Annotated in this window: 17 protein-coding genes; 6 read left to right on the top strand and 11 right to left on the bottom strand. The window is 59.7% G+C overall.

Annotated features, from left to right (window positions below):
* Positions 1 to 24 precede the first annotated feature (24 nt).
* Positions 25 to 765: a YciK family oxidoreductase gene (locus tag V6F78_RS00845; protein WP_314398217.1), complete on the top strand. Its 741-nt coding sequence runs from the start codon at positions 25 to 27 to the stop codon at positions 763 to 765.
* A 77-nt stretch (positions 766 to 842) separates the two neighbouring features.
* Here the strand turns inward: V6F78_RS00845 and V6F78_RS00840 are convergent, their stop codons facing one another.
* The 7 genes from V6F78_RS00840 to V6F78_RS00810 form a co-directional block, all read right to left on the bottom strand.
* Positions 843 to 1,631 (bottom strand): TenA family transcriptional regulator, encoded by a 789-nt coding sequence (locus V6F78_RS00840; protein WP_047275344.1) that lies wholly within the window; start codon positions 1,629 to 1,631, stop codon positions 843 to 845.
* A 44-nt stretch (positions 1,632 to 1,675) separates the two neighbouring features.
* Positions 1,676 to 4,132 carry an EAL domain-containing protein gene (locus V6F78_RS00835; RefSeq protein ID WP_047292807.1) on the bottom strand — a complete coding sequence of 819 codons (2,457 nt, stop codon included), beginning with the start codon at positions 4,130 to 4,132 and terminating at the stop codon, positions 1,676 to 1,678.
* Between the two features lie 202 nt (positions 4,133 to 4,334).
* Positions 4,335 to 6,215: an ABC transporter ATP-binding protein gene (locus tag V6F78_RS00830; protein ID WP_230683769.1), complete on the bottom strand. Its 1,881-nt coding sequence runs from the start codon at positions 6,213 to 6,215 to the stop codon at positions 4,335 to 4,337.
* A complete protein-coding gene (locus V6F78_RS00825) occupies positions 6,145 to 6,780 on the bottom strand; it encodes a DsbA family protein (protein ID WP_047277711.1) in 636 nt (211 codons plus the stop codon). The genes V6F78_RS00830 and V6F78_RS00825 overlap by 71 nt, the downstream gene beginning before the upstream one ends.
* Positions 6,781 to 6,783: 3 nt before the next feature.
* The gene (gene trhO, locus V6F78_RS00820; RefSeq protein ID WP_047275350.1) at positions 6,784 to 7,722 is read right to left on the bottom strand and encodes an oxygen-dependent tRNA uridine(34) hydroxylase TrhO; all 939 of its coding nucleotides are present in this window, start codon (positions 7,720 to 7,722) and stop codon (positions 6,784 to 6,786) included.
* Between the two features lie 102 nt (positions 7,723 to 7,824).
* Positions 7,825 to 8,130 (bottom strand): BolA family protein, encoded by a 306-nt coding sequence (locus V6F78_RS00815; protein ID WP_047275352.1) that lies wholly within the window; start codon positions 8,128 to 8,130, stop codon positions 7,825 to 7,827.
* Positions 8,131 to 8,141: 11 nt separating this feature from the next.
* Positions 8,142 to 8,657 (bottom strand): DUF2059 domain-containing protein, encoded by a 516-nt coding sequence (locus V6F78_RS00810; RefSeq protein WP_047277713.1) that lies wholly within the window; start codon positions 8,655 to 8,657, stop codon positions 8,142 to 8,144.
* A gap of 194 nt (positions 8,658 to 8,851) precedes the next feature.
* On the opposite strand from V6F78_RS00810, the gene V6F78_RS00805 reads away from it, so the two are divergent.
* Positions 8,852 to 10,243 carry a class II fumarate hydratase gene (locus tag V6F78_RS00805; protein ID WP_047275355.1) on the top strand — a complete coding sequence of 464 codons (1,392 nt, stop codon included), beginning with the start codon at positions 8,852 to 8,854 and terminating at the stop codon, positions 10,241 to 10,243.
* Between the two features lie 66 nt (positions 10,244 to 10,309).
* Here the strand turns inward: V6F78_RS00805 and pap are convergent, their stop codons facing one another.
* Positions 10,310 to 11,824, bottom strand: coding sequence for a polyphosphate:AMP phosphotransferase (gene pap / locus V6F78_RS00800; protein WP_047292805.1), 1,515 nt, complete (start codon positions 11,822 to 11,824; stop codon positions 10,310 to 10,312).
* A 141-nt stretch (positions 11,825 to 11,965) separates the two neighbouring features.
* Here pap and mnmC point away from each other — a divergent pair, with 141 nt between their 5' ends.
* Positions 11,966 to 13,945 (top strand): bifunctional tRNA (5-methylaminomethyl-2-thiouridine)(34)-methyltransferase MnmD/FAD-dependent 5-carboxymethylaminomethyl-2-thiouridine(34) oxidoreductase MnmC, encoded by a 1,980-nt coding sequence (mnmC, locus tag V6F78_RS00795; protein WP_332726445.1) that lies wholly within the window; start codon positions 11,966 to 11,968, stop codon positions 13,943 to 13,945.
* A gap of 9 nt (positions 13,946 to 13,954) precedes the next feature.
* Here mnmC and V6F78_RS00790 read toward each other — a convergent pair whose 3' ends face one another.
* Positions 13,955 to 18,769, bottom strand: coding sequence for an NEL-type E3 ubiquitin ligase domain-containing protein (locus V6F78_RS00790; RefSeq protein WP_332726444.1), 4,815 nt, complete (start codon positions 18,767 to 18,769; stop codon positions 13,955 to 13,957).
* A gap of 511 nt (positions 18,770 to 19,280) precedes the next feature.
* On the opposite strand from V6F78_RS00790, the gene V6F78_RS00785 reads away from it, so the two are divergent.
* The 3 genes from V6F78_RS00785 (at position 19,281) to V6F78_RS00775 (ending at position 24,061) form a co-directional block, all read left to right on the top strand.
* The gene (locus tag V6F78_RS00785) at positions 19,281 to 21,053 is read left to right on the top strand and encodes an N-acetylglutaminylglutamine amidotransferase (protein ID WP_047292799.1); all 1,773 of its coding nucleotides are present in this window, start codon (positions 19,281 to 19,283) and stop codon (positions 21,051 to 21,053) included.
* A gap of 3 nt (positions 21,054 to 21,056) precedes the next feature.
* Positions 21,057 to 22,802, top strand: coding sequence for an N-acetylglutaminylglutamine synthetase (gene ngg / locus V6F78_RS00780; RefSeq protein WP_047292798.1), 1,746 nt, complete (start codon positions 21,057 to 21,059; stop codon positions 22,800 to 22,802).
* Positions 22,803 to 22,873: 71 nt separating this feature from the next.
* A complete protein-coding gene (locus V6F78_RS00775) occupies positions 22,874 to 24,061 on the top strand; it encodes an osmoprotectant NAGGN system M42 family peptidase (protein WP_047274338.1) in 1,188 nt (395 codons plus the stop codon).
* 38 nt (positions 24,062 to 24,099) lie between these two features.
* Here the strand turns inward: V6F78_RS00775 and cysG are convergent, their stop codons facing one another.
* Both cysG and serS read right to left on the bottom strand, forming a co-directional pair.
* Positions 24,100 to 25,494, bottom strand: a complete 1,395-nt coding sequence (gene cysG, locus V6F78_RS00770; protein WP_332726443.1) for a siroheme synthase CysG — start codon at positions 25,492 to 25,494, stop codon at positions 24,100 to 24,102.
* Positions 25,495 to 26,775, bottom strand: a complete 1,281-nt coding sequence (serS, locus tag V6F78_RS00765) for a serine--tRNA ligase (protein ID WP_047277720.1) — start codon at positions 26,773 to 26,775, stop codon at positions 25,495 to 25,497.
* Positions 26,776 to 26,787 lie beyond the last annotated feature (12 nt).

Genomic DNA, 26,787 nt, shown 5'->3' with positions numbered 1-26,787 from the left:
CCCATCTTCTCGTAGAGGCTTTATATGTTTGATTACACCGCCCGCCCCGACCTGCTTCAGGGCCGCGTCATTCTTGTTACCGGCGCTGGCCGGGGCATCGGCGCTGCCGCCGCCAAAACCTACGCAGCCCATGGCGCCACGGTGCTGCTGCTGGGCAAAACCGAGGCCAATCTGAGCCAGGTGTACGACGAAATCGAAGCCGCAGGCCACCCACAGCCTGCGGTTATCCCGTTCAATCTGGAAACGGCACAGCCACACCAGTACGACGAACTGGCCGCCATGATCGAAAGCGAATTCGGTCACCTGGATGGCGTGCTGCACAACGCCTCGATCATCGGGCCGCGCACGCCTTTGGAGCAGTTGTCGGGTGAGAACTTCATGCGCGTGATGCAGGTCAACGTCAACGCCATGTTCATGCTCACCAGCACCCTGCTGCCGCTGCTCAAGCTGTCGCAGGACGCCTCGGTGATCTTCACCTCAAGCAGTGTGGGTCGCAAAGGCCGGGCTTATTGGGGGGCGTACGGCGTGTCCAAGTTCGCCACCGAAGGTTTGATGCAAACCCTGGCCGATGAAGTGGACGGCATCGCGCCGGTTCGCGCCAACAGCGTCAACCCGGGCGCAACCCGCACCAGCATGCGGGCGTTGGCATACCCGGGCGAAAACCCGGAAAACAACCCGCTGCCCGACGCGATCATGCCGGTGTACCTGTACCTGATGGGCCCGGACAGCAGCGGCATCAACGGCCAGGCCTTCGACGCGCAGTAAGCGTGAACTAAAAAACCGCAGGTTGCGCTGTACGCGACCTGCGGTTTTTTTATGCGCTCACATTCAAATCAAACGCCTTAACCGGCCTCGACCATCTCCAGGCGCTCGCGCGCCACGGGCGCCTTCTCGTACTGCAGGCAGCTTTGCAGGAACAGGTATTTGTAGTCATAACTTTTGCAAATCGCTTTGCGCAGTTCAGTTTGCAGCGCCTCGCTCGGGTTCAAGCCCGCCAGCGTGCAAATAATCTCCAGCGCTTCCCAGGGATGCTCGTCATCGTACTGAGCATGCATCTTCAGCCACTTCATGGCGCGCTTGCGCCCCTCCTGCGGGAATGAGTCCTCATACACCGTGCTGGAACAGACCACCGCTGACCATTCACCCACGGCGCCCTCAATGGCGTAGTTGGTCGCTGCCATCGAGACCGCCAGGGAGTCCGCCGTGCACGTGTGCCAGCACCAGTCGTTCAATGCCTGGAATTCTGCCGGGATCTCCTGGGCGATCATGTCGTCCAGGCTCACATCATGGGCACGCGCCCAATGCACCCAGTAATCGGCATGGTTGAGTTCGACGCGAATGTTGCGAATCAGCCAGCGACGCGCCATGTCTTCGCCGGGGTGGCGGCCATAGCGGGTTTTGCCCAGGTTATGCCCCATGTACAGCGAGAATTGCTCGACAACCGGCCAGCCACCGATCAGGTACATGCGCATGGTTTTGGGGTTGATCGTGTTGTCGCGCATGCGTTGGTAGATTTCATGCTCCACGACCCGGCGTTTGCTCGGCGCGCAGTCACGAATCAGCTGCTGAGCCCATTGCGGATAACTGGTGGCTTCCATGAGCGGGCCAGTACGAACAAATGTATCGATCACAATCGGGTTCCTTTTGAGAGGTGATTAGACAGACCTGCAAAACCTCAACGCAACGAGCCCGGCGCCTTCAAAGCCAACGGCCATGAGCGCTTGGGGCGGGACAACAGGCTGTCACTGGTGAACAATCGCGGCCGTTCAATGATGTAACCCTGAGCATAATCGACACCAATCTCGATCAATGCCTGCTCAATCTGCGACGATTCAACGAACTCTGCAATAGTGCGTTTGCCCATAACATGCCCGATATGGTTAATAACCTCAACCATAGCGCGGTTAATGGGATCGTCCAGCATATCCTTTACAAAACTGCCATCGATCTTCAAAAAGTCGACGGGCAGATGCTTGAGGTACGCAAACGATGACATCCCGGCGCAAAAATCATCCAGCGAGAAGTGGCAGCCCAACCCTTTGAGGTCATTGATAAAGCGGATCGCACTGCCCAGATTGGAAATCGCGCTGGTTTCGGTTATTTCGAAACACACCCGCTCCGGCGCCACGCCATAACACGCGAACTGTTCATGCAGGAACTGCAAAAAGTCCTCATCACCGATGGTGGAGCCCGACAAGTTGATGGCACACATGGCCATCGACTGATCAGAACCCAAGGCCGAGCATTCAGAAATCACTTTGAACACGTTCTCGACCACCCAGCGGTCAATCGATGTCATCAAGCCATAGCGCTCTGCGGCCGGAATAAAGCTGTCGGGCAGGATGATGTGCCCCGACTCATCGTGCAGCCGCAGCAGGATTTCGATATGCCCGTCTTGCACGCCCTGCCCCAGCGGCGTGATCTCCTGCGAATACAGGCAAAACCGGTTCTCCTCCAAGGCCACGTGCAGGCGTTGCACCCACGCCATTTCGCCAAAACGCAAAGACAACTCCGAGTCGTCGGCATGGTAGACCTGCACCCGGTTACGGCCTTTTTCCTTGGCCATGTAACAGGCCATGTCCGCTGCGCGCAGCGAGCCTTCCAGCGTCACAGGGGCTTGGTGAATGTGTACCAGACCAATGCTGATGGTGTTAAGGAAAGGACGGCCCTTCCACGCAAAATGCAGGCTTTGAACGGTCTGACGCAAACCCTCGGCAATTTTTTCCGCCATATCCGGCGCGCAGTTCTCCAACAGGATGCCGAACTCATCACCGCCCAGACGCGCCAAGGTATCGCCCTCGCGCAACCCCGAATGCAGCAGCGCACAAATATGGCGCAACAGCTCATCGCCTGCCGCATGGCCACAGGTGTCATTGACCAATTTGAACTGGTCCAGGTCGAGGAACATCAAGGCGTGCCGCCCCTGCTGACGGCCCAGGTTTTGCAGCACCAGATCCAGGCGGTACTCAAACTCACGGCGGTTGGCCAGTCCGGTCAGAGCGTCGTGGGTCGCTTGCCAGGAGAGATTGGCGATGTATTGCCGCTCCTGGGTCATGTCATGCAGCACCAGCACAGCGCCGCTCACTTTACCTGCACTGAAAATAGGCGCGCCCACCAGCGTCACGGCGACCGTGGTGCCATCCATGCGCTGAATCAGCTTGGAGTGGTCGCTGCTGTTGCCCAACTGGCCGCTCAAAATATGGTCGATCAGCTTTAAGCCGTCATCGGGCGCATTTTCATCCAGCAACCTGAACAGTGCCGCCAACGGCACGCCCTGCGCCTGTTTGGAGTTCCAGTGAGTGAGGTGTTCGGCAGCCGGGTTCATGTAGTCGATGGCGCCATTGACATCGGTGGTAATCACCCCGTCGCCAATCGACTCCAACGTCACCAGTGCACGCTCTTTCTCCACCTGCAACGCCTCGGCAAAGGCCCGGCGCTGCGCCAGGATTTTATGCGTGCGCAACAGGGCCAGCAGAATCAGCATCAGGGCGGTGGCGAGGTTAATGAAGATCAACAACTGTTGAATGAAGCGCGAACCTTCACCCAGGGCGTCACTGAACGCTTTGGCGGCCGGAGTCACGCCTTCGTTGATTTCGAAAATCCGCTGCTTCCAGCGCTGCACGTCCGCGTCGGTGGCCTGATTGGCACTGATTTTTTGGTGCATTTCCTGCGCCAGCGTATCGAGCTGAATCAGGTAGTCGTCACCCACCGTCCATTTTTGGATAGCGGTGTCCAGGTAACTGAAATGGCGAAAGTGGCGATAGAACCAAATAATGCTCGCTACATCATCCGGGCTGTTGCCGCCCTGCAAGATGCCTTCGCGGGCGGCATTCAGATCGGGGGGGGACTGGTCCAGCGCCAACCGCAGATTATGACCACCTTGCGGCACCCGGATAGCCTGCTGATATTTGTCAAAAATGGCCGGATCGCGGCTGTCTGCGTACAGATTGAGGTAGTAAATGGCATCTTTTTGACCCTTGGACCACAGGCTTTCGCCCGCCACATAACCCCGAACCGCCGAGAGCATATACAGGCTCACGCAGCCTAATAACGCCTGGAACAGCACCACCGCGATAAACGGCCACACAATGCCCAACAGCCGCGGTGTACCAAGTTCACGTTTACGCTTCATGAGTTCCCTTTCATTCAGATTGCTGGATGAAAACCAGAGAAAATACCTCACAGCTACTTGAGACTAGGTCAATTTCAGACAAGCAAAACAACCAGACGTGCAGACCCTCTCTAAAGGCTTCGGGCGGGCAATCAGGCACAAAAAAGAGATTGATGTTGGGGATTCAAGCACTCAACAGGGAAAACGCAACGTCGACGCAGGCTCAACTTTGCTGCAAGTGCCCGTATAACTTGGCGTAGAGCCCGCCTTCAGCCATAAGCTGTTGGTGATCGCCCTGCTCGGCAATGCGGCCGCCATCAAACACCAATACCCGATCCGCCTGTTTTACCGCAGATAGGCGGTGGGCAATGATCAAAGTCGTGCGCCCGCTCAAGAATTTTCCCAAAGCGTGATGCAGGTTGTATTCCGTGGCAGCGTCCAGCGCACTGGTCGCCTCATCGAGGATCACCACTTTGGGATCGGCCAACACCATGCGCGCGATGGCCAGCCGCTGACGCTGACCGCCGGACAGCCGCACGCCGGAGCGCCCGACAATGCTGTCCAGCCCTTGGGGCAAGGTATGAATGGTGCCGTCGAGCTGGGCGATTTCCAGCGCCCGCCAGCAGGCTTCGTCGGTGCGCTCGCGGCCCATGGTCAGGTTGGCGCGCACCGTGTCGTTGAACAGGGCCGGATGCTGCAAGACCACGGCAACATGCTCACGAATGGTGTCGAGTCCGATGGCCGGCTGGCTTTCGCCAGCAAAGAAGATGCTGCCTGACTGAGGCGTGTACAGCCCCAACAGCAACTGAACAAGGGTACTTTTGCCGCCACCGCTGGCCCCGACGATGGCCACCTTTTCGCCCGGTGCAATGGTCAGGTTCAAGTGATCGAGCACGCGCTCTTCGCCATAGCTGAAACACAAGTCCCGCACTTGCACCCCGACGGTCTGCCGGCCCGTGAACGGATCGGCCCCACCGGGGTACTGCGGCTCGTCAGCGCGGGCCAGCAATTGGTTGATACGCGTCACCGCCCCGCCCGCCGCATAAAACGCATATTGCAGGTTCAGCAACTGCTCAACGGGGCCGATCATGAACCACAGGTAACTGAAAACCGCGAGCATCTGGCCAATCGACAAGTCCGAGAACAGCACGGTCAACATCGCGGCAGCGCGGAAAATATCGATCCCGAACTGAAACAACAACCCGCTCGCCCGGTTGGAGGCGTCGCTTTTCCATTGCGAGGCCACGGCGAAATCGCGTACCTCTTTAGCCCGGTGCCCAAGGCGCCCGAGGAAGTAGCCCTGACGATTGCCGGCGCGCACCTCCTGGATAGAATCCAGGGTTTCAGTCAGCGCCTGGGTGAAGCGCGCGGTGCTGTCGTTTTCGAGCTTTTTGAGGTGCTTGACCCGCTTACCCAACTGCACCGTGGCGTAAATCACCAGCGGGTTGAACAGCAGGATCAACAGCGCCAACTGCCAGTGCATCCACAACAAAATCGCGGACGTGCCGACCAGCGTCAGCATCGCCACCAAAAACCGGCTCAGGGTCTCGCCCACGAACTTGTCCAGGGTGTCCAGGTCGGTCACCAAATGTGTGGTTACGGTACCGCTGCCCAAGCTCTCGTATTCCGCCAGCGAGATGCGTTTCAGGCGTTCGATCAACCGCAGGCGGATGCGAAACACGATGTCCTTGGCCAACCGCGAAAACAACCGCGCTTGCAGCACGTTGAACAACAACGCGCCACAACGCAGCATCAACGTCACCAGCAGCATCAGGCCGATATACCCCACTGAAGACTGCAGCGTGGTCGGCAAGAACTGATTCATCACCTTGAGCGCGGCATCGCCATTGCCCAGCAGCACTTCGTCCACCAGCAAGGGCAGCAACAACGGGATCGGCACGCTGCACAGGGTGGCCAGCACTGCGACGCCATTGGCAATCCACAGCGCTTTTTTGTGACGCAGGGCCAGCCGACGGATTTCAGCCCAGGTCAGGCGATCCGGTTGGGAAGTACTCAGAGGGGATTCCTTGGGGTTACCCACGCGCGGCACGGTCCAGCCAGCGCCCGAGCAGATCAGATAAAGGGTCGAGCGGTTGATAGCCATTGGTGAGCAACGCCAGCTGGCCATTGCGCTCAGCCAGCAGCGTCGGGAACCCGGCAATGCCCAAATCTTGCACCCATGTAAAATCAGCCGCCGTCGCGGCGTGTTGCTCGACACTGTCGAAGGCCGCCGCAAATTCGATGCGCGGCACACCGGCTGTTTCAGCCAGCTCCACCAGCACACTGGCCTGGGTCACATCACGGCCCTGCACGTAGAACGCTTGCTGGATCAAACCCGTCAGGGTCCACGCACAATCGGGGGCCAGGCTGCGCGCGGCAACGATCGCCCGACAGGCGGGTTCGGTGTCATACACGAAACCCTCGGGCAACGCTCCGTCAACCGTAAACGGCTGGCCGGTGGCCTCAGTGACCGCCTGCCAATGCTCCAAAATGTAGCGTCGGGTGTGCGGTTCGAGGGCTGATCCACTGCCCGTGCGCAACCCGCCGACCACCAGATGCAACTCCACTCCGGCGGCCTGCGCCTGCTCGACCAAGGCCCGGGCGACGGGCGCAAAGCCCCAGCACCACGAACACATGGGGTCCATCACATAGAGCAGGCGCGCTGACATGGCTCAGGCCTCGGCAGGTTTACGGTAGTTGTGGCCAATCGGGTGCGGCTGGTTACGGGCTTTGGCCAATTCGATCTGCTTTTGGCGGTCGATGGCGCTGCGACGGGTTTTCTCGCTCAGTTTGTCCCAGCAATGCGGGCAACTGATACCCGGCTGATAATGCTCGGACTCACGGTCGGCCGCGCTGATCGGCGTACGGCAGGCGTGGCATTGATCGTACTCACCTTCGGTCAGGTCATGGCGCACGGTGACGCGGTTGTCGAACACGAAACAGTCGCCCTGCCATTTGGTTTCTTCCTGCGGCACCTCTTCGAGGTATTTCAGGATTCCGCCCTTGAGGTGATACACCTCGTCAAAACCTTGGCTGAGCATGTAGCTGGAGGCTTTTTCGCAACGAATGCCGCCGGTGCAGAACATGGCGACTTTCTTGTGTTTGGCCGGGTCGAAGTTGGCTTTGATATAGTCCGGGAACTCACGAAAACTGGTGGTTTTCGGGTCGATAGCGCCTTCGAACGTGCCGATGGACACTTCGTAGTCATTGCGGGTATCGATCAGCAAAACTTCTGGGTCGCTAATCAGCGCGTTCCAGTTTTCGGGGTCGACGTAAGTACCGACTTTCTTGTTCGGATCTACGCCTTCAACGCCGAGGGTGACGATTTCTTTCTTGAGCTTGACCTTGGTCCGGTAGAACGGCTGGTCGTCGCAGTAGGATTCCTTGTGGTCGATATCGACCATGCGCGGGTCATTCCTGAGCCAGGCCATCAGCCCGTCGATGCCTTCCCGGCTGCCGGAAACCGTACCGTTGATGCCTTCTTCAGCGATCAGCAAAGTGCCCTTGATGCCATTGTCGACCATGGCCTTGAGCAGCGGCTCACGCAGTTCGACGTAGTCTTCAAGGGTGACGAATTTATACAGTGCAGCGACAACGATTGGCGCAGTCATGGGACTCTCTCCAGGTGGCTACCCTCGTAAGGGGTGAACCGGATGCAAAAAAAACGCGCCGGCTAAGCGGCGCGCTGCGGATTCTAGCAAAAAGCCCCCGGGTTAAGCCAACGGGCGATCACCGCCAGCACAAGTCGGCGATGCCGGGGCCGTGCCGATTTTCGCCCATTCTTCAGGCGTGTACGTGTGCAAGGCCAACGCATGGAACTCGCCCATCAAGTCACCCAGGGTGGCGTATACCTTTTGGTGACGCTTGACGCTGTTGAGACCGGCAAACTGCTCGCTGACCAGCACGGCCTTGAAGTGCGTCTGCAACCCGCGGCTGTGCATGTGGCTTTCATCGAGCACGCTCAGGTGCACAGGCTGCAAGGCGGCAAGCGTCGATTCAATACGTTGTTGCATGTTCATTGAGGCTCCGCTTACTTCTTCTTGGCCGGGGCCGCTTTTGGCTCCAGCTCTGCGGTCATGTCTGCCAGCAGCTTATTGACCACCGGTACGGCGCTTTCGAGTTTGGCCTGGGTCATTTGTGCCGATTGCTGGGTCAACTGAGGCATTTTTTCCAAGACTTTTTTACCCAGTGGCGACTGGTAAAACGCAACCAGTTCCTTGAGCTCGGGTTCGCTGAAGTTGGTGGTGTACAACTTGACCATGTCCGGCTTGAGCTTGTCCCAGCCAATGGCCTGATCCAGCGCAGTGTTGGCCTTGGCCTGGTAGGTTTCCAGCAGGGCTTTCTTGGAGGCAGGTGCTTTGGTCTGCTCAAAGCGTTGAGCGAACATTTGCTGCACTTGCATGTAGACCGGGGTACCCAGCTTGTCGGCATGGGCCAGCTTCAGGAAGGTTTCAGCACTGGCAGCGTGGCTGGCAGCATCGGCAAAAACCTGGCCGCTGGCGCATACCAGAGCAACTGCTGTACAGATGGCGCGAAGACGGGTCATCGAGTTTCCTTTATCTAGCAAGCGAGGTAGAACCCCAAGGACGCCCATTCTGCGCCTAACAAAGTGTGTCACTCAACCCCGAGGGTGATAAGGGTTCTCATCCTGTCGACAAAAGTCGATAAAACCAAAGATTGAACCCCTTTCCCCGATCCGGGCCTAAGCTCAGTGATCCATTTCTGAGAGGAAGCCACCAGATGAGCCGTATCGAAACCGACAGCCTGGGTGAAGTGAATGTGCCAGAGGAGGCCTATTGGGGCGCGCAGACCCAACGTTCGCTGATCAACTTTGCCATCGGCAACGAGAAAATGCCGCTGCCCGTGCTGCACGCCCTGGTGCTGATCAAAAAAGCCGCTGCCCGGGTCAATGACCGCAATGGCGACTTGCCTGCCGACATCGCCCGCCTGATCGAACAGGCCGCCGATGAAGTGCTGGCTGGTGAACACGATGACCAATTCCCGCTGGCCGTCTGGCAAACCGGCAGCGGCACCCAAAGCAACATGAACGCCAACGAAGTGCTGGCCGGACGCGCCAACGAGCTGGCGGGCAAGGGCCGGGGTGGCAAGTCGCCGGTGCACCCCAATGACCACGTCAACCGTTCCCAAAGCTCCAACGACTGCTTCCCCACTGCCATGCACATCGCCGTGGCCAAAGCGGTGCATGAACAATTGCTGCCCGCTATCAGCGAACTGACCGGCGGCCTGGCGGAGCTCTCGGCACGCCACATGAAGCTGGTGAAAACCGGGCGTACCCACATGATGGACGCCACGCCGATTACTTTTGGTCAGGAAGTGTCGGCGTTTATCGCGCAACTCGATTACGCCGAACGCGGCATCTACGCGGCCCTGCCTGCGGTCTACGAGTTGGCCCAGGGCGGCACCGCCGTCGGCACCGGCCTGAACGCGCCCCACGGGTTTGCCGAAGCGATTGCCGCTGAACTGGCCGCGCTGTCCGGCCTGCCCTTTGTCACTGCACCCAATAAATTCGCCGCGCTGTCGGGGCACGAGCCCCTGACCAACTTGTCAGGTGCGCTGAAAACTCTGGCGGTCATGCTGATGAAACTGGCTAATGACTTCCGCCTGTTGGGTTCCGGCCCACGCGCGGGGCTGGCCGAAATCAAACTGCCCGCCAATGAGCCGGGCAGCTCGATCATGCCGGGCAAGGTCAATCCGACGCAGTGCGAAGCCCTGTCGATGCTGGCCTGCCAGGTGATGGGCAACGACGTGACCATCGGCTTTGCCGCCAGCCAGGGACACTTGCAACTGAACGTGTACAAGCCGGTGATCGTCCACAACCTGCTGCAATCGATCCAGCTGCTGGCAGACGGCTGCAGCAACTTCCACAAGCATTGCGTCACCGGGCTGGAAGTCGACGCGGCGAAAATGGCTGAACATCTGGAACGTGGCCTGATGCTGGTGACGGCACTCAATCCGCACATTGGTTACGACAAATCGGCCGAAATCGCCAAAAAAGCCTACGCCGAAGGCCTGACCCTGCGCGAAGCCGCGCTGGAGCTGGGTTACCTCACAGACGAAGAATTCGACCAGTGGGTGCGGCCAGAGAACATGTTGGGCACCGGTAAGCACTGACGGCAGGCGCGCAGCGACGACACCACCGTTGTCGTCGCTGCCGAACACCGAGAAAGATCGCGTTAGTTACTTCTTGTGCTTTTTATCGTGCCGGTCGCGTTTCTCGAACGCGGCTTCCACCGCATCGTTAAGGGTGCGCAACACTTTGACCCGCGCCCAGCGCTTGTCATTGGCTTCTACCAGGGTCCAGGGCGACACTTCAGTACTGGTGCGGTCCACCATGTCGCACACGGCCGCGCGGTATTCGTCCCACTTTTCGCGGTTGCGCCAGTCTTCCTCAGTGATTTTGAAGCGTTTGAACGGGATGGTTTCGCGCGCCTGAAAACGCTCCAGCTGGGTGTCCTTGTCAATCGCCAGCCAGAACTTGACCACGATGACGCCCGCATTGTGCAACTGTTCTTCGAAGTCATTGATCTCGCCATAGGCGCGCAGCCAGTCCTGTTGAGCGCAAAAGCCTTCAATGCGTTCCACCAGCACGCGCCCGTACCAAGAGCGGTCGAAGATCGTGAACTTGCCGCGCGCCGGGATCTGCCGCCAAAAGCGCCACAGGTACGGTTGCGCCCGTTCGTCTTCCGAAGGGGCGGCAATTGGCACGATGCTGTATTGACGGGGGTCCAGGGCGGCGGCCACGCGCCGGATCGAGCCGCCCTTGCCCGCCGCATCGTTGCCTTCAAACACCGCCACCAACGCGTGACGGCGCATGCGTTTATCGCGCATGAGTCCGGACAGACGCGCCTGCTCGGTAATCAACTGCTCCTCGTAATCGTCTTTGTCCAGACGATGGGTCATGTTCAGACAATCGAGCAGGCTCTTGCCGTCTATAGGGTCCGGCAAAGGCGGCACCGTGATGGAGTGCGGCTTGACTTTGGGGGTATTGATTGCTGCTTGCAGGCCTTCGAGCAGGATTTTGCCCACCGTCAGGCTGCGGTAATACGGGTCCACGCCTTCAACGATGTTCCACGGGGCGAAGTCGCGGCTGGTGCGACGAATCATCCGCTCACCGAAATGCACCACCTTGTCGTAGGTTTCGGACTGTTGCCAGTCCAGCGGGCTGATGCGCCAGCTGTGCAGCGGATCGTCCTTCAGGGCTTTGAGCCGGGCTTTCATCTGTTTTTTCGACAGGTGAAACCAGAACTTCAATATCACCGCGCCTTCATTGCAGAGCAGTTTTTCCAGCCGTTCAGCGCCATTGATTGCCTGATCGAGCACCGCGTTCTTGAACTGACCATGCACGCGCCCTTGCAGCATCTGGCTGTACCAGTTGCCGAAAAACACCCCCATTCGCCCCTTGGCCGGCAACTGACGCCAATAGCGCCAGGCCGGCGGGTGCGCCAGTTCTTCATCGGTCTGGGTGTCGAAGGTGCGCACTTCGATCAGTCGCGGGTCCATCCACTCGTTCAGCAACTTGACGGTTTCGCCCTTGCCAGCCCCTTCGATCCCGTTGATCAGCACAATCACTGCAGAACGTTTCTGCTGATGCAGCTCGTATTGTGCTTCGAGCAAGGCCTCACGCAACGCGGGCACTTCGTTGTCGTAAGTTTCTTTGTCGATGACATGGCCAATTTCAGCGGATTCGAACATGGAAAACTCCCTGGCAAGATGCCCACAAGACTAGCGGAATGATCTGTCATGCGTAGGGGAGAATGATCACAAATCTGTCATGGGTCATGCTGTCATCTGCCAATCCGCTAGAATGGCCGCCTTGCCGATACCGAGCCCCCCATGACGATTGAAATGCCCAATGCCCAGCTCGACTGGGATGACCAGGGTCGCCCCCACTCGCGACTGTTTGACGACGTGTATTTTTCGGACAAATCCGGTCTGGAAGAAACCCGTTATGTGTTCATTGAACAAAATGCCTTGCGCGAGCGCTTTGCCGCCCTGCCCGCCCACGGGCATTTTGTGGTGGGCGAAACCGGTTTCGGCACCGGCCTCAACTTTCTGTGTACGTGGCAATTGTTTGAAGAAACCGCCCACCCTGACGCCCGACTGCATTTCGTCAGTGTCGAAAAATACCCGCTGACCCGCGAGGACCTGCAACGCGCCCTCAGCCTCTGGCCAGAGCTGGCGCCGTACAGTGAACCCTTACTGGCGAGCTATTTCGCGATTCATCCGGGGTTCCAGACCCTCAGTCTGGCCAACGGGCGGGTCACGCTGACCTTGCTGATTGGCGATGTGCTGGAACAATTGCCGCAGCTCGATGCGCGAATCGACACCTGGTTTCTGGACGGCTTCGCCCCGGCAAAAAACCCGGCGATGTGGACCCCCGAACTGTTTGCGCAGTTGGCGCGTCTGGCAGCACCCGATGCCACAATCAGCACCTTTACCAGCACCGGCTGGGTGCGCCGCGCGCTGAATGAAGCCGGCTTCAAAATGCGTCGCACGCCCGGAATCGGGCACAAGTGGGAAATTCTGCGGGGCGTGTTTTTGGGGAAGCCTGAAACTGCGGTGGCCGAACCCGGCGTCAAACCCTGGTTCGCTCGCCCGCCGCAAATCAACGGCCCGCGCACGGCATTGGTAATTGGCGCCGGGCTCTCGGGATGCGCCAGCGCCAACAGCCTGGCCAAACGCGGCTGGCAAGTGACCCTGCTGGAGCGTCACGAACGATTGGCCAAGGAGGCTTCGGGCAACCCGCAGGGCGTGTTGTACCTCAAGCTTTCCGCGCACGGCACCGCGCTGTCGCAGATGATCGTCTGCGGCTTCGGCTACACCCGTCGTGTGCTTGAACACTTGCAGCGTGGTCGGGACTGGGACGACTGCGGCGTGCTGCAACTGGGTTTCAATGCCAAGGAGGCTGACCGTCAGGCACAACTGGCCGCCGCCTTTCCTGCTGCGCTGGTTCACTTGCTGGATCAACCCCAAGCCCAAGCCCTGGCCGGTGTCGAGCTGGCCCATGGCGGCCTTTTCTACCCTGAGGGCGGCTGGGTGCACCCTCCGGCCTTGTGCCGCTTCCAGACACTGCACCCGAATGTGAAAGTCCTGACGCACCATGACGTGCTGCAACTCGACAAGGTAGACGGCCAGTGGCGCGCGTTGCACGACGACCGCGTGCTGGCCACTGCCTCAGTGGTGATATTGGCGGGGGCCGCCGAGGTCAAACGCTTCCCGGCCAGCAGCGGCTTGCCCCTCAAGCGCATTCGCGGGCAAATCACCCAATTGATCGAAACCCCCCGCAGTGCCGCGCTGAACACCGTCGTCTGCGCCGAGGGTTATGTGGCGCCCGGCCGACTTGGCGAGCACACCGTGGGCGCCAGCTTTGATTTCCATAATGACGATTTGACCACCACGCCCGAAGGCCATCAGGGCAATCTGGAGTTGCTGCAAGAAATTTCCCCGGATTTGGTGCAGCGTCTGGGCAAGGAACACCTTGATCCCGAGTCATTGCAGGGCTGGGCTGCGTTTCGCTGCACCAGCCCGGACTACCTGCCCATCGTCGGGCCGCTTGCCGACCCGCAGGCGTTCGACCAGGCGTATGCCGTACTGAGCAAGGACGCCCGGCAAGCGCCGGACGTACCGTGCCCATGGCTCGACGGTTTGTATATCAACAGCGGTCATGGTTCACGCGGCCTGATAACCGCGCCTTTGTCGGGCGAGTTGTTGGCGGCGTGGATCAACAATGAGCCCCTGCCCCTGCCGCGTGACGTTGCCCAAGCCTGTCACCCCAATCGCTTTGCCGTACGCGCGTTGGTTCGCAGGCGCTGACGCCGCCCCTCAACGGGACGGGGGCGCTGGCAATATGGCCTGTGTTTTGGCCAGGCTCCACCCGTCAACGGCCGTGTCCATTGCGGCCCGAACCTCATTCACCAACCTGAGGTAGCGTTCACTGTTCATTTCCGGGGAGTTGCGCAGCAATTCACTCAATTGCTCAAAATACGGGGCCGTTAGCTGAGAAAATTCAGACTGATATTTTCGAATCAAATGCTCACGCCAGAACTCGGTGCTGCTGACAAATTCACCTAACGCTGGTGTTTTTTCGGCGGCTTCAACCCGCTCTTTGGCAGCGTCCAGGTCCGCTTGCCTGACACCAGCAATCTCTTTAAAGGCCATGCTGCGAGGCTGATCAGGCAGGTTCAGGGCCTGACTTAAGCCAATCCTGTAAGCCAGATGGACTTCCACCTCATCGGGAGCAGGGCCTCCTGCAGTCAATCGCGCCTCACACGCATCACTGGCCACTTTGCCCACTTGATCGAGCCTGAACAGACCCGTGGCGAAGTTCAGCAGGTCGGATTCCTGCGCTGACCCGCCAGCACTCAGCTTGGCCAGTTGCATGGTCACCTCCAATGCGCTGAAAGTCAGGGCAACACTGTCTGTGCAACTGCGCGGCGCCGCGGCGATATTCATCAAGTCGCGACGCAGCGTGTGATTTCGGTTGGCCGCCTCAATCATCTCCCAGATCCGGCGGCTCAAGTCCTGGCGCACGGTCTGGGCATCTGCGGTTGAGGTCAGACGGCCGATCACCGTGAAGAAGTCTTCTGAAGACGGGTCTGTTTTCAACTCGGCCCAGAGTGCCTCACGTCGCACCAACTCATGATTGGTGATACCGGTGGTCCAGAAATCAAAAGCCGCCGTTTCACTCATCAAGGTCTCCGTGTTGATCCCGAAGCTGCTGCCACCGTCCTGGGCGACAAAGCGTGAAAGGCGCAAGCGGGTCGCTGCTGACAATGGGTTGCCCGACAAGGAAATATTACGCGTGACCGTGGCAGAGGCCTGATAAATCAGTTCGGGAATATCCATCAACTGATTTTCTCGCAGATCGGCCGCTTCCAGCATGGGCCGCGAGAGCAGCCCCCTTGGCCACTGCTCAATCCAGGTGCGGCGCAGATACACCCGGCGCAAGTACGGCAGTTCACTCAGATCCAGCGAGGGGCCCAGCAGATTGTCATTGAGATTCAACGTTTCAAGCACATGCAGTGAACCCAGTACAGCGGTGTCTTCTGCCGTGAAGTACAACAGGTTGTGTGCCAGTGAAAGCTGTCGTAACTGCCGCATAGTCTTCAATTGCGAGGGCAGATTCACCAGTCGGTTATGGTCCATCTGTAACGACCTCAGCCCCGTGAACGACTCAAGGAACGTGTCAGCGTTATGACGGCAATCCATGTTGCTGAGGTTCAAATCCGTGATGTGGCTGAAATCGATCTGCGTGGGCAATCTGGGCATATTGCCCACGCGCAAGCCGTCAAGATTCAACTCATAGGTTTGATGACGATCGATCCAGGGCATGTGGGTCGGATCTTTACGCCAACTGCGTTGAATCATGCGCGAGGCCTGATACCGGCTTTCCGGGTAATCGTGCAAAGCGGGGGCACCGGCCATGTCCAGAGGGGCTGCATCAATCCACGCCTGAAGCGCCTGACGCAGTATTTTCCTCTGCCGCTTGCGTGCCCGCAGATAAACCAGCGGTTCAAGCTGGCTCTCGGTGATGGAATCCAGGTACGCCTGCACGTGATGGTCGGCAAATTCAGGGTACAGATCGCGCACCCGGCGTTGTAACGACTGGGCATAACGCCCCTGATCCAACCCGCAAAGCGGATACCCGATTTGACCGTCGAGCATGCGCACCGGCGGTTTGAATTGCGGTTTGATCGATTGCATACCCAACGCGTGTGCGGATGCTTCACGCTGACTGACCGCCACTGAACCCAACACTGCGTTAAAAGCAGGCGCGTCATTGGCTGTCGAGAACCCTAACGCCTCGCGCTCGCGATTGTTCAACAACTTGAAAACCGCACCTGACAACAGCGCATCCTCACCCGGTTCCAGGGCATAACGCTTGTCTTTAAGTGCATACCGCTGATAACCGTGTTGTGTTTTGACCAGCAAGCGCGTCGGTTGTGTAGAGCGCCCCCACCGTTGCAATACCGCACCCAAAGGAGAAGCATCGCGCAGTTCAAATGAGGCACTGACCGGCCAATGGGGCATCTGACCGAGAAAATGACCGGCCAGACGATTGGTATCGATGGCGCTCGGTATGTGGGAGGTCAGGTAAAAGCCTTCAAACGCGCGATTCAAACGCCCGTCACGCAGGTAGGCACGGGCGTGTTCGGCCAGCGTCAAGGGCACCTTACCGGTGCGCAACGTATCGCGTTCAACATCGGTGGCCGACTCGACCAGCGACTGGGCCACCGGTTTTGGCAGCCCGGAAAAAGCCGTTTCAATGGGTGTGACCAGCGCGGAATCGGACACATTGAAACGTGCGTAGAGGCGCTCAAACAAGGCCGCCCGATTATCACTGGCATAAGCACTCAAGGCGTTGGACAAGGCTGCGACAGGCAGGGGCGACACCGAGATGTCGCTGCCCAGCAACGTCTTCACTTGCTCTGGGGACAGCGCCGCCAGCACCGTCTCAAGCACCTTGCCTTGTTCAAGCGCCGTGTGCGTGAGAGTGACAAGGTCGGGGCGTTCCCCTTCCACAACGCCGTACTCAAGGTGGGAGCCTCCCGCCCCATTGACCAGCACCAGCCCTTTGCCTTCGGGCCAACCCGACAAGTGCGGCAGCAGGCTCAGTTGCAAATCCGCCCACTTGGGCTGTGTGTACCCCCCCGCCCTCATCTGTTCGATAAACCCGGTGATCTGGCGGTCCATCTCGAAGCGTTTGAGGCTGACGTTCAACATCGGGGGTGGCTTCAGGTTTTCCAGATGCACACGACGCATTACATCGGCTTCTGTCCCTGTCAACGCACGAATCTGCTCTAGCGTCGATTCATCCAGACCTGTCGAACCGTGCCCCAATCGCCCTATCAGCACCCCACTGCCCTGCCACTCAAGGGGACGTTCGTGCGCGTGCTGCCATGCCCCTTGCTGATTGTGCAAAAGCCCGGGCTTGAATGCCTTTGGCCGACGCGGGTGGACGATGCGCCACTGCCTGGCGGATCCATCGTGTTCGACGGCATAGTGTTTGCCATCCACGGTGACCAGTTGCTTGCCATCGACCTTGAAAAAACCGGTTGCATCGCGCGTGTGCTGGCGGTGCTCGGCCGCCCCGGTATAGGCATAGTGTTCAAGCTGCTTGTTCCATAACCGCGCCGTGCCGTCTTCGCGGCGAATGGGTTCGAAATCTTCAAAAAAGGCGGTGGTGGTCTCGCTCAAGCGGCTGGCGACCTTTTTGACCACCACGCCCCCGACCACGGTGGCAGCCGTGGTCACGATGTCCAGTGCGACGTTCAACAGGTGCTCGCGCGCATGATCAACATCACCATGCGCCCAGTCATCAACGCCTTCATACACTTCTGAGAGCATCTGCCCCACAGCAACCGCCAGCATCACCCCGCCAAGCACCGGGACAAACAACGACGCCACGTTAACGATAAACAGGCCGACGCTCTGATAGAGCTGCCACTTTTGCTCGCGTTCCTGCTCGTCCTGCACCCCCGTCGGCACGGCCAACACCCGGGCATCGGCAAACATGTTTTTCAACTGAACCGTACACAGATAATGCGCGGCGCTCTCGCGCAGCGGTGAGGTCACCAGCGCCAGCCATTGAGGGGCGGCCTTAACCTTTTGCAAAAAGCCGGGCCTTGCGCCAAGTGCGACGAAACGCGAGAAGAAATCCACGTACTCCGACCGTTTGAGGCGCACCTGCAACTCTTCTATAAACACCTGCAATGAGTTGAACTCAAAGAACGGTGAAACCGGGTCGTTGGGGATGTAAACCAGCACGCGTTCATTGGGGTGCAACAACGGTGCATGGGCCGAAAAAATCACTACACCGTCAATCACGGTGTCCAGTATCGACAGCGAGCTTTGTACTAACGCGTTGCCGTCAAGCGTGGGGCTGCCTCGTCCTCTGGGTTCAGCACTCTGCGACAACAACCCCAGGAGGGCATGATAGGCCGTGTCGCTGAGGTTGTTTTTCAGGTGCGCAATGTGGGCATCCACCTCCATGTCATAACGCTTGAGTACACGCAGATTGGACACGGTTTGGGCGTGAGCGTCCGTTTGTTCAGACGCCCCCGTGGGGGCAACACCCAAAAACGCCTGCAAATACTGCTGATATTTGAGTCCCAGGTTCAGTTCACGGCTCAAGGCGGCGAATTGGTGAGGATGAACAGGGCTCGCCGTCCCTGGGTAACGTGCCAGACGGATTCGACTTTGCGGGCTAAAACCGCCGGGCAGGGCCTCGCCTTCCGAAAAATTTTGCAGGGCCGCCCACAGCAGGGTTTTGGGTTCATCGAGTACGGTGTAATGACGAAGCGTGCCCAGCAGCGTGTCATCTGTCATCAGGTGCACGTGTGCCACATGCAGATGGTCATGAAAAATGTCGAGCACATTGCCGAACCTGCGTTTGACTTCAGCCTCAAGCAACGGAGCGCAATACGCTTCGATGCCTTCCAGCTCGGAAAAACGCTGCCCTGACACGGCATGGTAAGCACGGCTCTGGGCCATGGCGGTATTCAGCGCCTTGAGGGTGTTCGCCGGAGCATTCAGCAGCCACTTGGGCATGTGCCCGCGTACCAGTTCAAGGGGCTGCAGATCACTCAGGGTTGAATCGCGTGCATCAAGGGGCAACGTTGCGAGGGTATCGGTCATATCAACAGCTCTGCCTAGGTCGAATAAGCTCACCAACCTATCCCTGCAACCCCTGCCTAATGACCTAAATAAATATGACCGGCGGATGTTTGAGTACGCGTTCACGGCCTTCAGAAAACGACCATTTGTAATTTTTTTGAACGATCGCGCTTTCCCGGCACTCACAAAAACCATGTCACTCACAGCGGCGCGCTCTGACTGGGTATTCGCGCCGGATGGATCGGGAGACAGGTCAGAGCATTACGTCCGATCCAAAACAGGGCCTGAACGCTACTGGTTGTTAGCACTGCGCACGCTGGGTGTGAGGCACCGCAGGATGCATGACACCCGGCACACGTGTGCCAGGGTGTGTTTGATGTCTATCGCCCGACTTGATCCACGCCAGCAGACCGTGCTTTTAACCGGTGCAACACGCAGCCACTGCTCCATGACGGGGGCGGGCTGTACACGCTGAACATCCTGCAACCCGGCAGTAGCGTGAAAGGCCCCGATTTAAAAGGGTTCAAGCAGTATGTGCGGATTAGCTGGAGAGTTACGTTTTGATCAACAACCTGCCGACCTGGCAGCCATCGAACGCATCACCCACCACCTTGCACCCCGTGGTCCCGATGCCTGGGGATTTCACAGTCAAGGGCCGATAGCCCTCGGTCATCGCCGCCTGAAAATCATGGACCTGTCCGATGGTTCTGCGCAGCCCATGATCGACAGTCAATTGGGCCTTTCCCTGGCGTTCAACGGGGCGATCTACAACTTCCCTGAACTACGCGCCGAACTGGAAGCCCTGGGGTATGCCTTTTATTCCGGGGGCGACACTGAAGTGCTGCTCAAGGGGTATCACGCGTGGGGCGAGGCGCTGCTGCCCAAGCTCAATGGCATGTTTGCCTTTGCCATTTGGGAGCGGGACGCCAAGCGCCTGTTCATTGCCCGCGACCGTTTGGGCGTCAAGCCGCTGTACCTGTCGCGCACCGGCGAACGGTTGCGCTTCGCCTCAACCCTGCCAGCCCTGCTCAAGGGCGGCGATATCAGCCCGATGCTCGACCCGGTTGCGCTCAACCATTACCTGAATTTCCATGCGGTGGTGCCGGCCCCGCGCACGCTGGTTGCAGGTATTGAAAAGCTGCCGCCTGCGACGTGGCTACGCATCGATGCCCAAGGCAATACGGAGCAGAAAACCTGGTGGACCTTGCCCTATGGCCCCCACGCCGACGAGGCTCACCTCACGCTCGAAGACTGGCGCGACCGCGTACTCGACAGCACCCGTGAAGCCGTGGCCATTCGCCAACGCGCGGCGGTGGATGTGGGCGTGCTGCTTTCGGGCGGTGTGGACTCCAGCTTGTTGGTGGGGTTACTGCGCGAGGTGGGCGTACAAGACTTGTCGACCTTTTCCATCGGTTTTCAGGACGCAGGCGGTGAACGGGGTGATGAATTCCAGTATTCAGACCTGATTGCCAAGCATTACGGCACCCGTCATCACCAGCTGCGCATTGGCGAACACGAAATCATCGAGCAATTGCCTGCGGCTTTCCGCGCCATGAGCGAGCCGATGGTCAGCCATGACTGCATCGCCTTTTACCTGCTGTCGCGCGAAGTCGCCAAGCATTGCAAAGTGGTGCAGAGCGGTCAGGGCGCCGATGAGCTGTTCGCCGGTTATCACTGGTATCCGCAGGTCGATGGCGCCAGCGATCCGTATGCGGCCTATCGCGAGGCGTTCTTTGATCGCAGCTACGACGAATACAAAGCCACCGTGCAGCCACAATGGCTCACGGCCAATGACGCTGCCGGGGACTTTGTGCGCGAGCACTTCGCCCAGCCGGGTGCCGACGCAGGCGTGGACAAGGCGCTGCGCCTGGACAGCACGGTGATGCTGGTGGATGACCCGGTCAAACGGGTCGACAACATGACCATGGCCTGGGGCCTTGAGGCACGTACGCCGTTTCTCGACTACCGGCTGGCCGAACTCTCGGCGCGCATCCCGGCCCGTTTCAAACTGCCCGATGGCGGCAAGCAGGTGCTTAAAGAAGCCGCCCGGCGGGTGATCCCCAGCGAGGTGATCGACCGTAAAAAAGGGTACTTCCCGGTCCCCGGCCTGAAACATTTGCAGGGCGATACCCTGAACTGGGTGCGTGACTTGCTGCTCGATCCGAGCCAGGACCGCGGCCTGTTCCAGCCCGCCATGCTGGACCGCCTGCTGACCCACCCACAAAGCCAGTTAACGCCGCTCAATGGCTCCAAACTGTGGCAACTGGCAGCCCTGAACCTGTGGCTGAGCGAACAAGGAATCTGACCCATGAAACCCCTCGCCACTGCCTACAGCCAACGCTTGCTGCGCGGACAAGCGCCCTCCTACGAACGTCTGCAAGCGCGCTTCGCCGAAGACGGCAGCGCACTGGATACCCAACCGGTTGCTGTGCACTGCGGATGGGGACGCCTGCTGATCGGGCACACCTTTCCCGACCCGGCCAGCCTGGCCAACGAACTGCTGAATGAGCAAACCGGCGAGCGTGACATCGCCCTGTATGTGGCCGCGCCGCAACAGGTGCTGGCGCAGTCGCCGCAACAGTTGTTTCTCGACCCCTCGGACACCTTGCGCCTGTGGTTTACCGATTACCGCCAGGCCACCCGTGTGTTTCGCGGCTTCCGCATTCGCCGGGCGCAAACCGATGCTGACTGGGAGGCCATCAATTCGCTGTACATCGCCCGCAGCATGTTGCCGATTGACCCGACCCTGCTCACGGCCCGCCATCAGGGCGGCCCGGTGTACTGGATTGCGGAAGATGAAGACAGCGGCGCCGTGATCGGCAGCGTCATGGGCTTGAATCACCACACCGCGTTTCACGACCCGGAAAACGGCAGCAGCCTGTGGTGCCTGGCGGTCGATCCGCTGTGCCCGCGCCCCGGCGTGGGCGAGGTGCTGGTGCGCCATCTGGTGGAGCATTTCATGAGCCGTGGCCTGAGCTACCTCGACCTGTCGGTGCTGCACGACAACCAACAGGCGAAGAACCTCTACAACAAGCTGGGGTTTCGCACCCTGTCGACCTTTGCCATCAAGCGCAAGAACGGCATCAATCAGCCTCTGTTCCTGGGCCCCGGCCCTGAAGCCGGGCTCAATCCTTATGCGCGGATTTTGGTGGAAGAAGCCTACAAGCGCGGGATTGACGTGCAGATTGATGACGCCACCGCCGGTCTGTTTACCCTGAGCCACGGCGGGCGGCGCATTCGGTGCCGCGAGTCGCTGTCGGACCTGACCAGCGCCATCAGCATGAGTTTGTGTCAGGACAAAAGCCTGACCCACAAGGTGTTGAGTGAGGCGGGCCTGAGCTTGCCTACGCAACAACTGGCGGGCGAAGCCGACGACAACCTGGCGTTTCTGGAGCAACACGCACGCATCGTGGTCAAACCGCTGGACGGCGAGCAAGGCAATGGCGTGGCCGTTGACTTGAGCGACATTCAGCAGGTGCAGCAGGCCATTGAAGCCGCACGGGCGTTTGACAGTCGCGTGCTGCTTGAGAGTTTCCACGAAGGCCTCGACCTGCGCATTGTGGTGATCGGCTTTGACGTGGTGGCCGCCGCTATCCGGCGCCCAGCCCAAGTGGTGGGCGATGGTCATCACAGCATCCTGCAATTGATCCAAGCACAGAGCCGCCGACGGCAGGCCGCCACCGACGGGGAGAGTCGTATTCCGATCGACGCGGAAACCGAGCGCACGGTGCAGGCGGCCGGGTATGAATACGCCAGTGTGCTGCCCGCGGGCGAAACGCTGGCGGTGCGCCGCGCTGCCAATCTGCACACCGGCGGCTGCCTGGAAGATGTCACTGACATCTTGCACCCGGTGCTCGCGGATGCCGCTGTGCGGGCCGCACGCGCACTGGATATCCCGGTGGTAGGGCTCGACTTGATGGTCCCCGCCGCCGATCAACCCGAGTACGTGTTTATCGAAGCCAATGAGCGGGTCGGGCTGGCCAACCACGAGCCGCAACCCACCGCCGAGCGCTTCATCGACTTGTTGTTCCCTCACCGTCAGCCTGCGCCCTAGGCCAGCCGCTGAACATCCCGTCAGGCCCGCCGCACGCCGTGCGCGCGGTGGGCCTCGTTTCAGGAGTCTTTATGAACCGCACTGTTCCCGAACCCGATCTCGATTACCTGCAACGGGTATTGCTGGAGATGCTCGCCATCCCCAGCCCCACCGGTTTCACCGACACCATTGTGCGTTACGTAGCAGAGCGCCTTGAGGAGCTGGGCATTCCCTTTGAACTGACCCGTCGCGGCACTTTGCGCGCCACCCTCAAAGGGCAGAAAAACAGCCCGGATCGCGCCGTGTCTGCGCATTTGGACACCATTGGCGCCAGCGTGCGTGCGATCAAGGACAACGGCCGTCTGGTGCTGGCCCCGGTAGGCTGCTGGTCCAGCCGTTTTGCCGAAGGCAGCCGCGTGAGCCTGTTTACCGACAACGGCGTGATCCGTGGCAGCGTGTTGCCTTTAATGGCATCAGGGCATGCCTTCAACACCGGCGTCGATGAACTGCCGATCAGTTGGGACCACATCGAGCTGCGCCTTGATGCGTACTGCGCGACCCGCGCCGACTGCGATTCGCTGGGGGTCAACGTGGGGGACTTCGTGGCGTTCGACCCATTGCCGGAATTCACCGAAAGCGGCCACATCAGTGCCCGGCATCTTGATGACAAAGCCGGGGTGGCCGCTTTGCTGGCCGCGTTGAAGGCGATTGTGGAAAGTGGCGAACAGCCGCAAATCGACTGTCACCCGCTGTTCACCATCACCGAAGAAACCGGCAGCGGGGCTGCTGCCGCCCTGCCTTGGGACGTGAGTGAGTTTGTCGGGATCGACATTGCCCCGGTGGCCCCCGGCCAGCATTCCAGCGAACACGCGGTGAGCGTGGCGATGCAGGATTCAGGCGGCCCGTATGACTATCACCTGTCGCGGCATTTGCTGCGCCTGGGCGCGGAGAACGAATTGCCGGTACGCCGGGACATGTTTCGCTACTACTTCAGCGATGCGCATTCAGCGGTCACGGCGGGGCACGATATTCGCTGTGCACTGTTGGCATTTGGCTGTGATGCCACGCATGGCTATGAACGCACCCACATCGACAGTCTGGCGGCGTTAAGTCGCTTGCTCGGGGCGTACATGATGAGCCCGCCGGTGTTTGCCAGCGATGCGCAGCCTGCGCAAGGCTCGCTGGACAGGTTCAGTCACCAGCTGGAGCACGACACGCAAATGGAGAGCGACACACGGGTGCCGTCAGTGGATAGCCTGGTGGGCGATAACCGCACGTGATAAAAGCCCCTCACCCAGGCCAGGGTGAGGGGTAGAACTTAGACCTCGGCCTGCGCCCCTTCAAACCACGCAAGTTTCTCACGCAGCAGTACGACTTCGCCCACGATCACCAAGGTAGGTGCATGGACTTCGTGCTCAGCGACCAGCGTGGCCAGATTGCCCAGCGTGCCGGTGAATACCCGCTGATTGGTGGTCGTGCCCTGCTGGATCAAGGCGGCCGGGGTGTCCGCAGAACGACCATGGCGGATCAACTGCTCGCAGATGATCGGCAATCCCACCAGCCCCATGTAAAACACCAGGGTTTGCGCCGGGGCGACCAGATCGCTCCACGGCAAGTTGCTGGTGCCGTCTTTGAGGTGACCGGTGACGAATCGCACAGACTGCGCGTGGTCACGATGGGTCAGCGGAATACCGGCATACGCCGCACACCCGCTGGCGGCCGTAATGCCCGGCACCACCTGAAACGGAATCCCGTGGGCGGCCAGTTCTTCGATTTCCTCCCCCCCGCGACCAAAGATGAACGGGTCGCCCCCTTTGAGGCGCACCACACGCTTGCCCTGCTTGGCCAGATCCACCAGTTGCTGGTTGATCTGGTCTTGCGGGACCGCATGATCGGCACGGCGCTTGCCGACATAAATACGTTCGGCATCACGGCGACACAGTTCCAGAATCGCAGGCGCCACGAGGCGGTCGTACAGCACCACATCGGCCTGTTGCATTAAGCGCAGTGCGCGGAAGGTCAGCAAGTCCGGATCGCCCGGCCCGGCCCCCACAAGGTAAACCTCGCCGGTGGCCAGCGTTGCTTCGCCATTGATTTTGGCGAGCAACAGACGCTCGGCTTCTGCGCCCTGCCCGGCCAGTTGGCGGTCGGCAATCGGCCCCTGAAACACGTCTTCCCAAAACGCTCGACGCTGTTGCACGTCTGGGAACAGGCCTTTGACCTGGGCACGAAAACGCGCAGCCAAGCCAGCCAGTTGACCGTAGGTCGAAGGAATCCAGGTTTCGAGCTTGGCGCGGATCAAGCGGGCCAGCACGGGCGCATCGCCCCCGCTGGACACCGCAATCACCAACGGCGAGCGATCGACGATCGCCGGGAATATCACACTGCACAACGCAGGCGCGTCCACCACATTGACCGGCACGCAACGCCGATGAGCGTCGGCGCTGACTTGGGCATTGAGCGGTTCGTCGTCCGTTGCGGCAATGATCAGTACACACCCTTGCAGGTCTACCTCCTCATAGCCGCGCAAGACTTGCTCACCACCGCTGCTGTCGATCAACGCGCACAACTGCGGCTCAATGGCGGGTGCAACCACCCGCAACACCGCGCCGGCGTCTGCTAGCAGGCGAGACTTGCGCAAGGCAATCTCCCCGCCGCCGACCACCAGGACACGGCTGCCACGCAGGTTATGAAACAGCGGCAGAAACTCCATTTAGCCGATGACCTCGATGCCGCCCATGTAAGGCTTGAGCACGTCCGGTACACGGATCGAACCGTCTGCCTGCTGGTAGTTTTCCAGCACGGCCACCAGCGTACGGCCCACCGCCAGACCCGAACCGTTCAAGGTGTGCACCAGCTCCGGCTTGCCGGTTTCCGGGTTACGGAAACGCGCCTGCATGCGGCGCGCCTGGAAATCGCCACAGTTGGAGCACGAGGAGATTTCGCGGTATTTGTCCTGGCTCGGAATCCACACTTCCAGATCGTAGGTCTTGACCGCACTGAACCCCATGTCCCCGGTGCACAGCGCCAGGGTGCGGTACGGCAGTTCCAGCAGTTGCAACACTTTTTCCGCGTTACCCACCAGGCCTTCCAGCGCATCCATCGAGGTGGACGGCTCGACGATCTGCACCATTTCAACCTTGTCGAACTGGTGCTGGCGGATCATGCCACGGGTATCGCGACCCGACGCACCGGCTTCACTGCGGAAACACGGGGTGTGAGCCACGAACTTGATCGGCAGGTTTTTGTGGTCGACGATTTCGCCGGACACGATATTGGTCAACGACACTTCAGCGGTCGGGATCAGGTACAGGTCCGCTTCGCCTTCGCGGCTGATCTTGAACAGGTCTTCTTCGAACTTGGGCAACTGGCCAGTCCCCTGCAACGCCGGGGCCTGAACCAGGTAAGGCGTGTAGGCCTCTTCATAGCCGTGTTCATTGATGTGCAGGTTCAACATGAACTGCGCCAGGGCGCGGTGCAGGCGGGCAATCGGGCCACGCAACAAGGCAAAACGTGCACCGGACAATTTGGCGGCCGTTTCGAAATCCAGCCAGCCGTGTTGCTCGCCGAGCGCGACGTGGTCCTTGATATCGAAATCGAACGCAGCCGGTGTACCCCAGCGACGGATCTCGACGTTGTCGTCTTCGTCCGCGCCCACAGGCACAGAGGCGTCCGGCAGGTTAGGCAGGCTCAGCAGGATCGAATCCAGTTCAGTCTGGATCGCGTCCAGCTCAACCTTGCCGTTGGCCAGATCGCTGCCCATGGTTTCTACGCTGGCCATCAGCGGCGCGATGTCTTCGCCGCGCGCCTTGGCTTGACCGATACTTTTGGAGATCGCATTACGCTCTGCCTGCAGCTTCTCGGTCAGGGTCTGGACTTCCTTGCGCTTGGCTTCGAGCGCGTCAATGCGCGCCACGTCCAGCGTGAAGCCTCGGGATGCCAGGCGGTCCGCTACGTCCTGAAGGTTGCTACGTAACAGTTTGGAATCGAGCATGTCGGTTTCTCG

Origin of the sequence: Pseudomonas sp. ESBL9 (genome assembly GCF_036668715.1) — a bacterium.
Lineage (GTDB): Bacteria > Pseudomonadota > Gammaproteobacteria > Pseudomonadales > Pseudomonadaceae > Aquipseudomonas > Aquipseudomonas lundensis.
This window is presented reverse-complemented; position numbering and strand designations above follow the sequence as displayed.

What these genes read in the sequence shown, in the direction of transcription:
- V6F78_RS00845 (WP_314398217.1), top strand. Translation starts at nt 25, where the DNA reads ATGTTTGATTACACCGCCCGCCCCGACCTGCTTCAGGGCCGCGTCATT.
- V6F78_RS00835 (WP_047292807.1), bottom strand. Translation starts at nt 4,132, where the DNA reads ATGAAGCGTAAACGTGAACTTGGTACACCGCGGCTGTTGGGCATTGTG.
- V6F78_RS00830 (WP_230683769.1), bottom strand. Translation starts at nt 6,215, where the DNA reads ATGGCTATCAACCGCTCGACCCTTTATCTGATCTGCTCGGGCGCTGGC.
- V6F78_RS00825 (WP_047277711.1), bottom strand. Translation starts at nt 6,780, where the DNA reads ATGTCAGCGCGCCTGCTCTATGTGATGGACCCCATGTGTTCGTGGTGC.
- trhO (WP_047275350.1), bottom strand. Translation starts at nt 7,722, where the DNA reads ATGACTGCGCCAATCGTTGTCGCTGCACTGTATAAATTCGTCACCCTT.
- V6F78_RS00815 (WP_047275352.1), bottom strand. Translation starts at nt 8,130, where the DNA reads ATGAACATGCAACAACGTATTGAATCGACGCTTGCCGCCTTGCAGCCT.
- V6F78_RS00810 (WP_047277713.1), bottom strand. Translation starts at nt 8,657, where the DNA reads ATGACCCGTCTTCGCGCCATCTGTACAGCAGTTGCTCTGGTATGCGCC.
- V6F78_RS00805 (WP_047275355.1), top strand. Translation starts at nt 8,852, where the DNA reads ATGAGCCGTATCGAAACCGACAGCCTGGGTGAAGTGAATGTGCCAGAG.
- pap (WP_047292805.1), bottom strand. Translation starts at nt 11,824, where the DNA reads ATGTTCGAATCCGCTGAAATTGGCCATGTCATCGACAAAGAAACTTAC.
- mnmC (WP_332726445.1), top strand. Translation starts at nt 11,966, where the DNA reads ATGACGATTGAAATGCCCAATGCCCAGCTCGACTGGGATGACCAGGGT.
- V6F78_RS00790 (WP_332726444.1), bottom strand. Translation starts at nt 18,769, where the DNA reads ATGACCGATACCCTCGCAACGTTGCCCCTTGATGCACGCGATTCAACC.
- V6F78_RS00785 (WP_047292799.1), top strand. Translation starts at nt 19,281, where the DNA reads ATGTGCGGATTAGCTGGAGAGTTACGTTTTGATCAACAACCTGCCGAC.
- ngg (WP_047292798.1), top strand. Translation starts at nt 21,057, where the DNA reads ATGAAACCCCTCGCCACTGCCTACAGCCAACGCTTGCTGCGCGGACAA.
- V6F78_RS00775 (WP_047274338.1), top strand. Translation starts at nt 22,874, where the DNA reads ATGAACCGCACTGTTCCCGAACCCGATCTCGATTACCTGCAACGGGTA.
- cysG (WP_332726443.1), bottom strand. Translation starts at nt 25,494, where the DNA reads ATGGAGTTTCTGCCGCTGTTTCATAACCTGCGTGGCAGCCGTGTCCTG.
- serS (WP_047277720.1), bottom strand. Translation starts at nt 26,775, where the DNA reads ATGCTCGATTCCAAACTGTTACGTAGCAACCTTCAGGACGTAGCGGAC.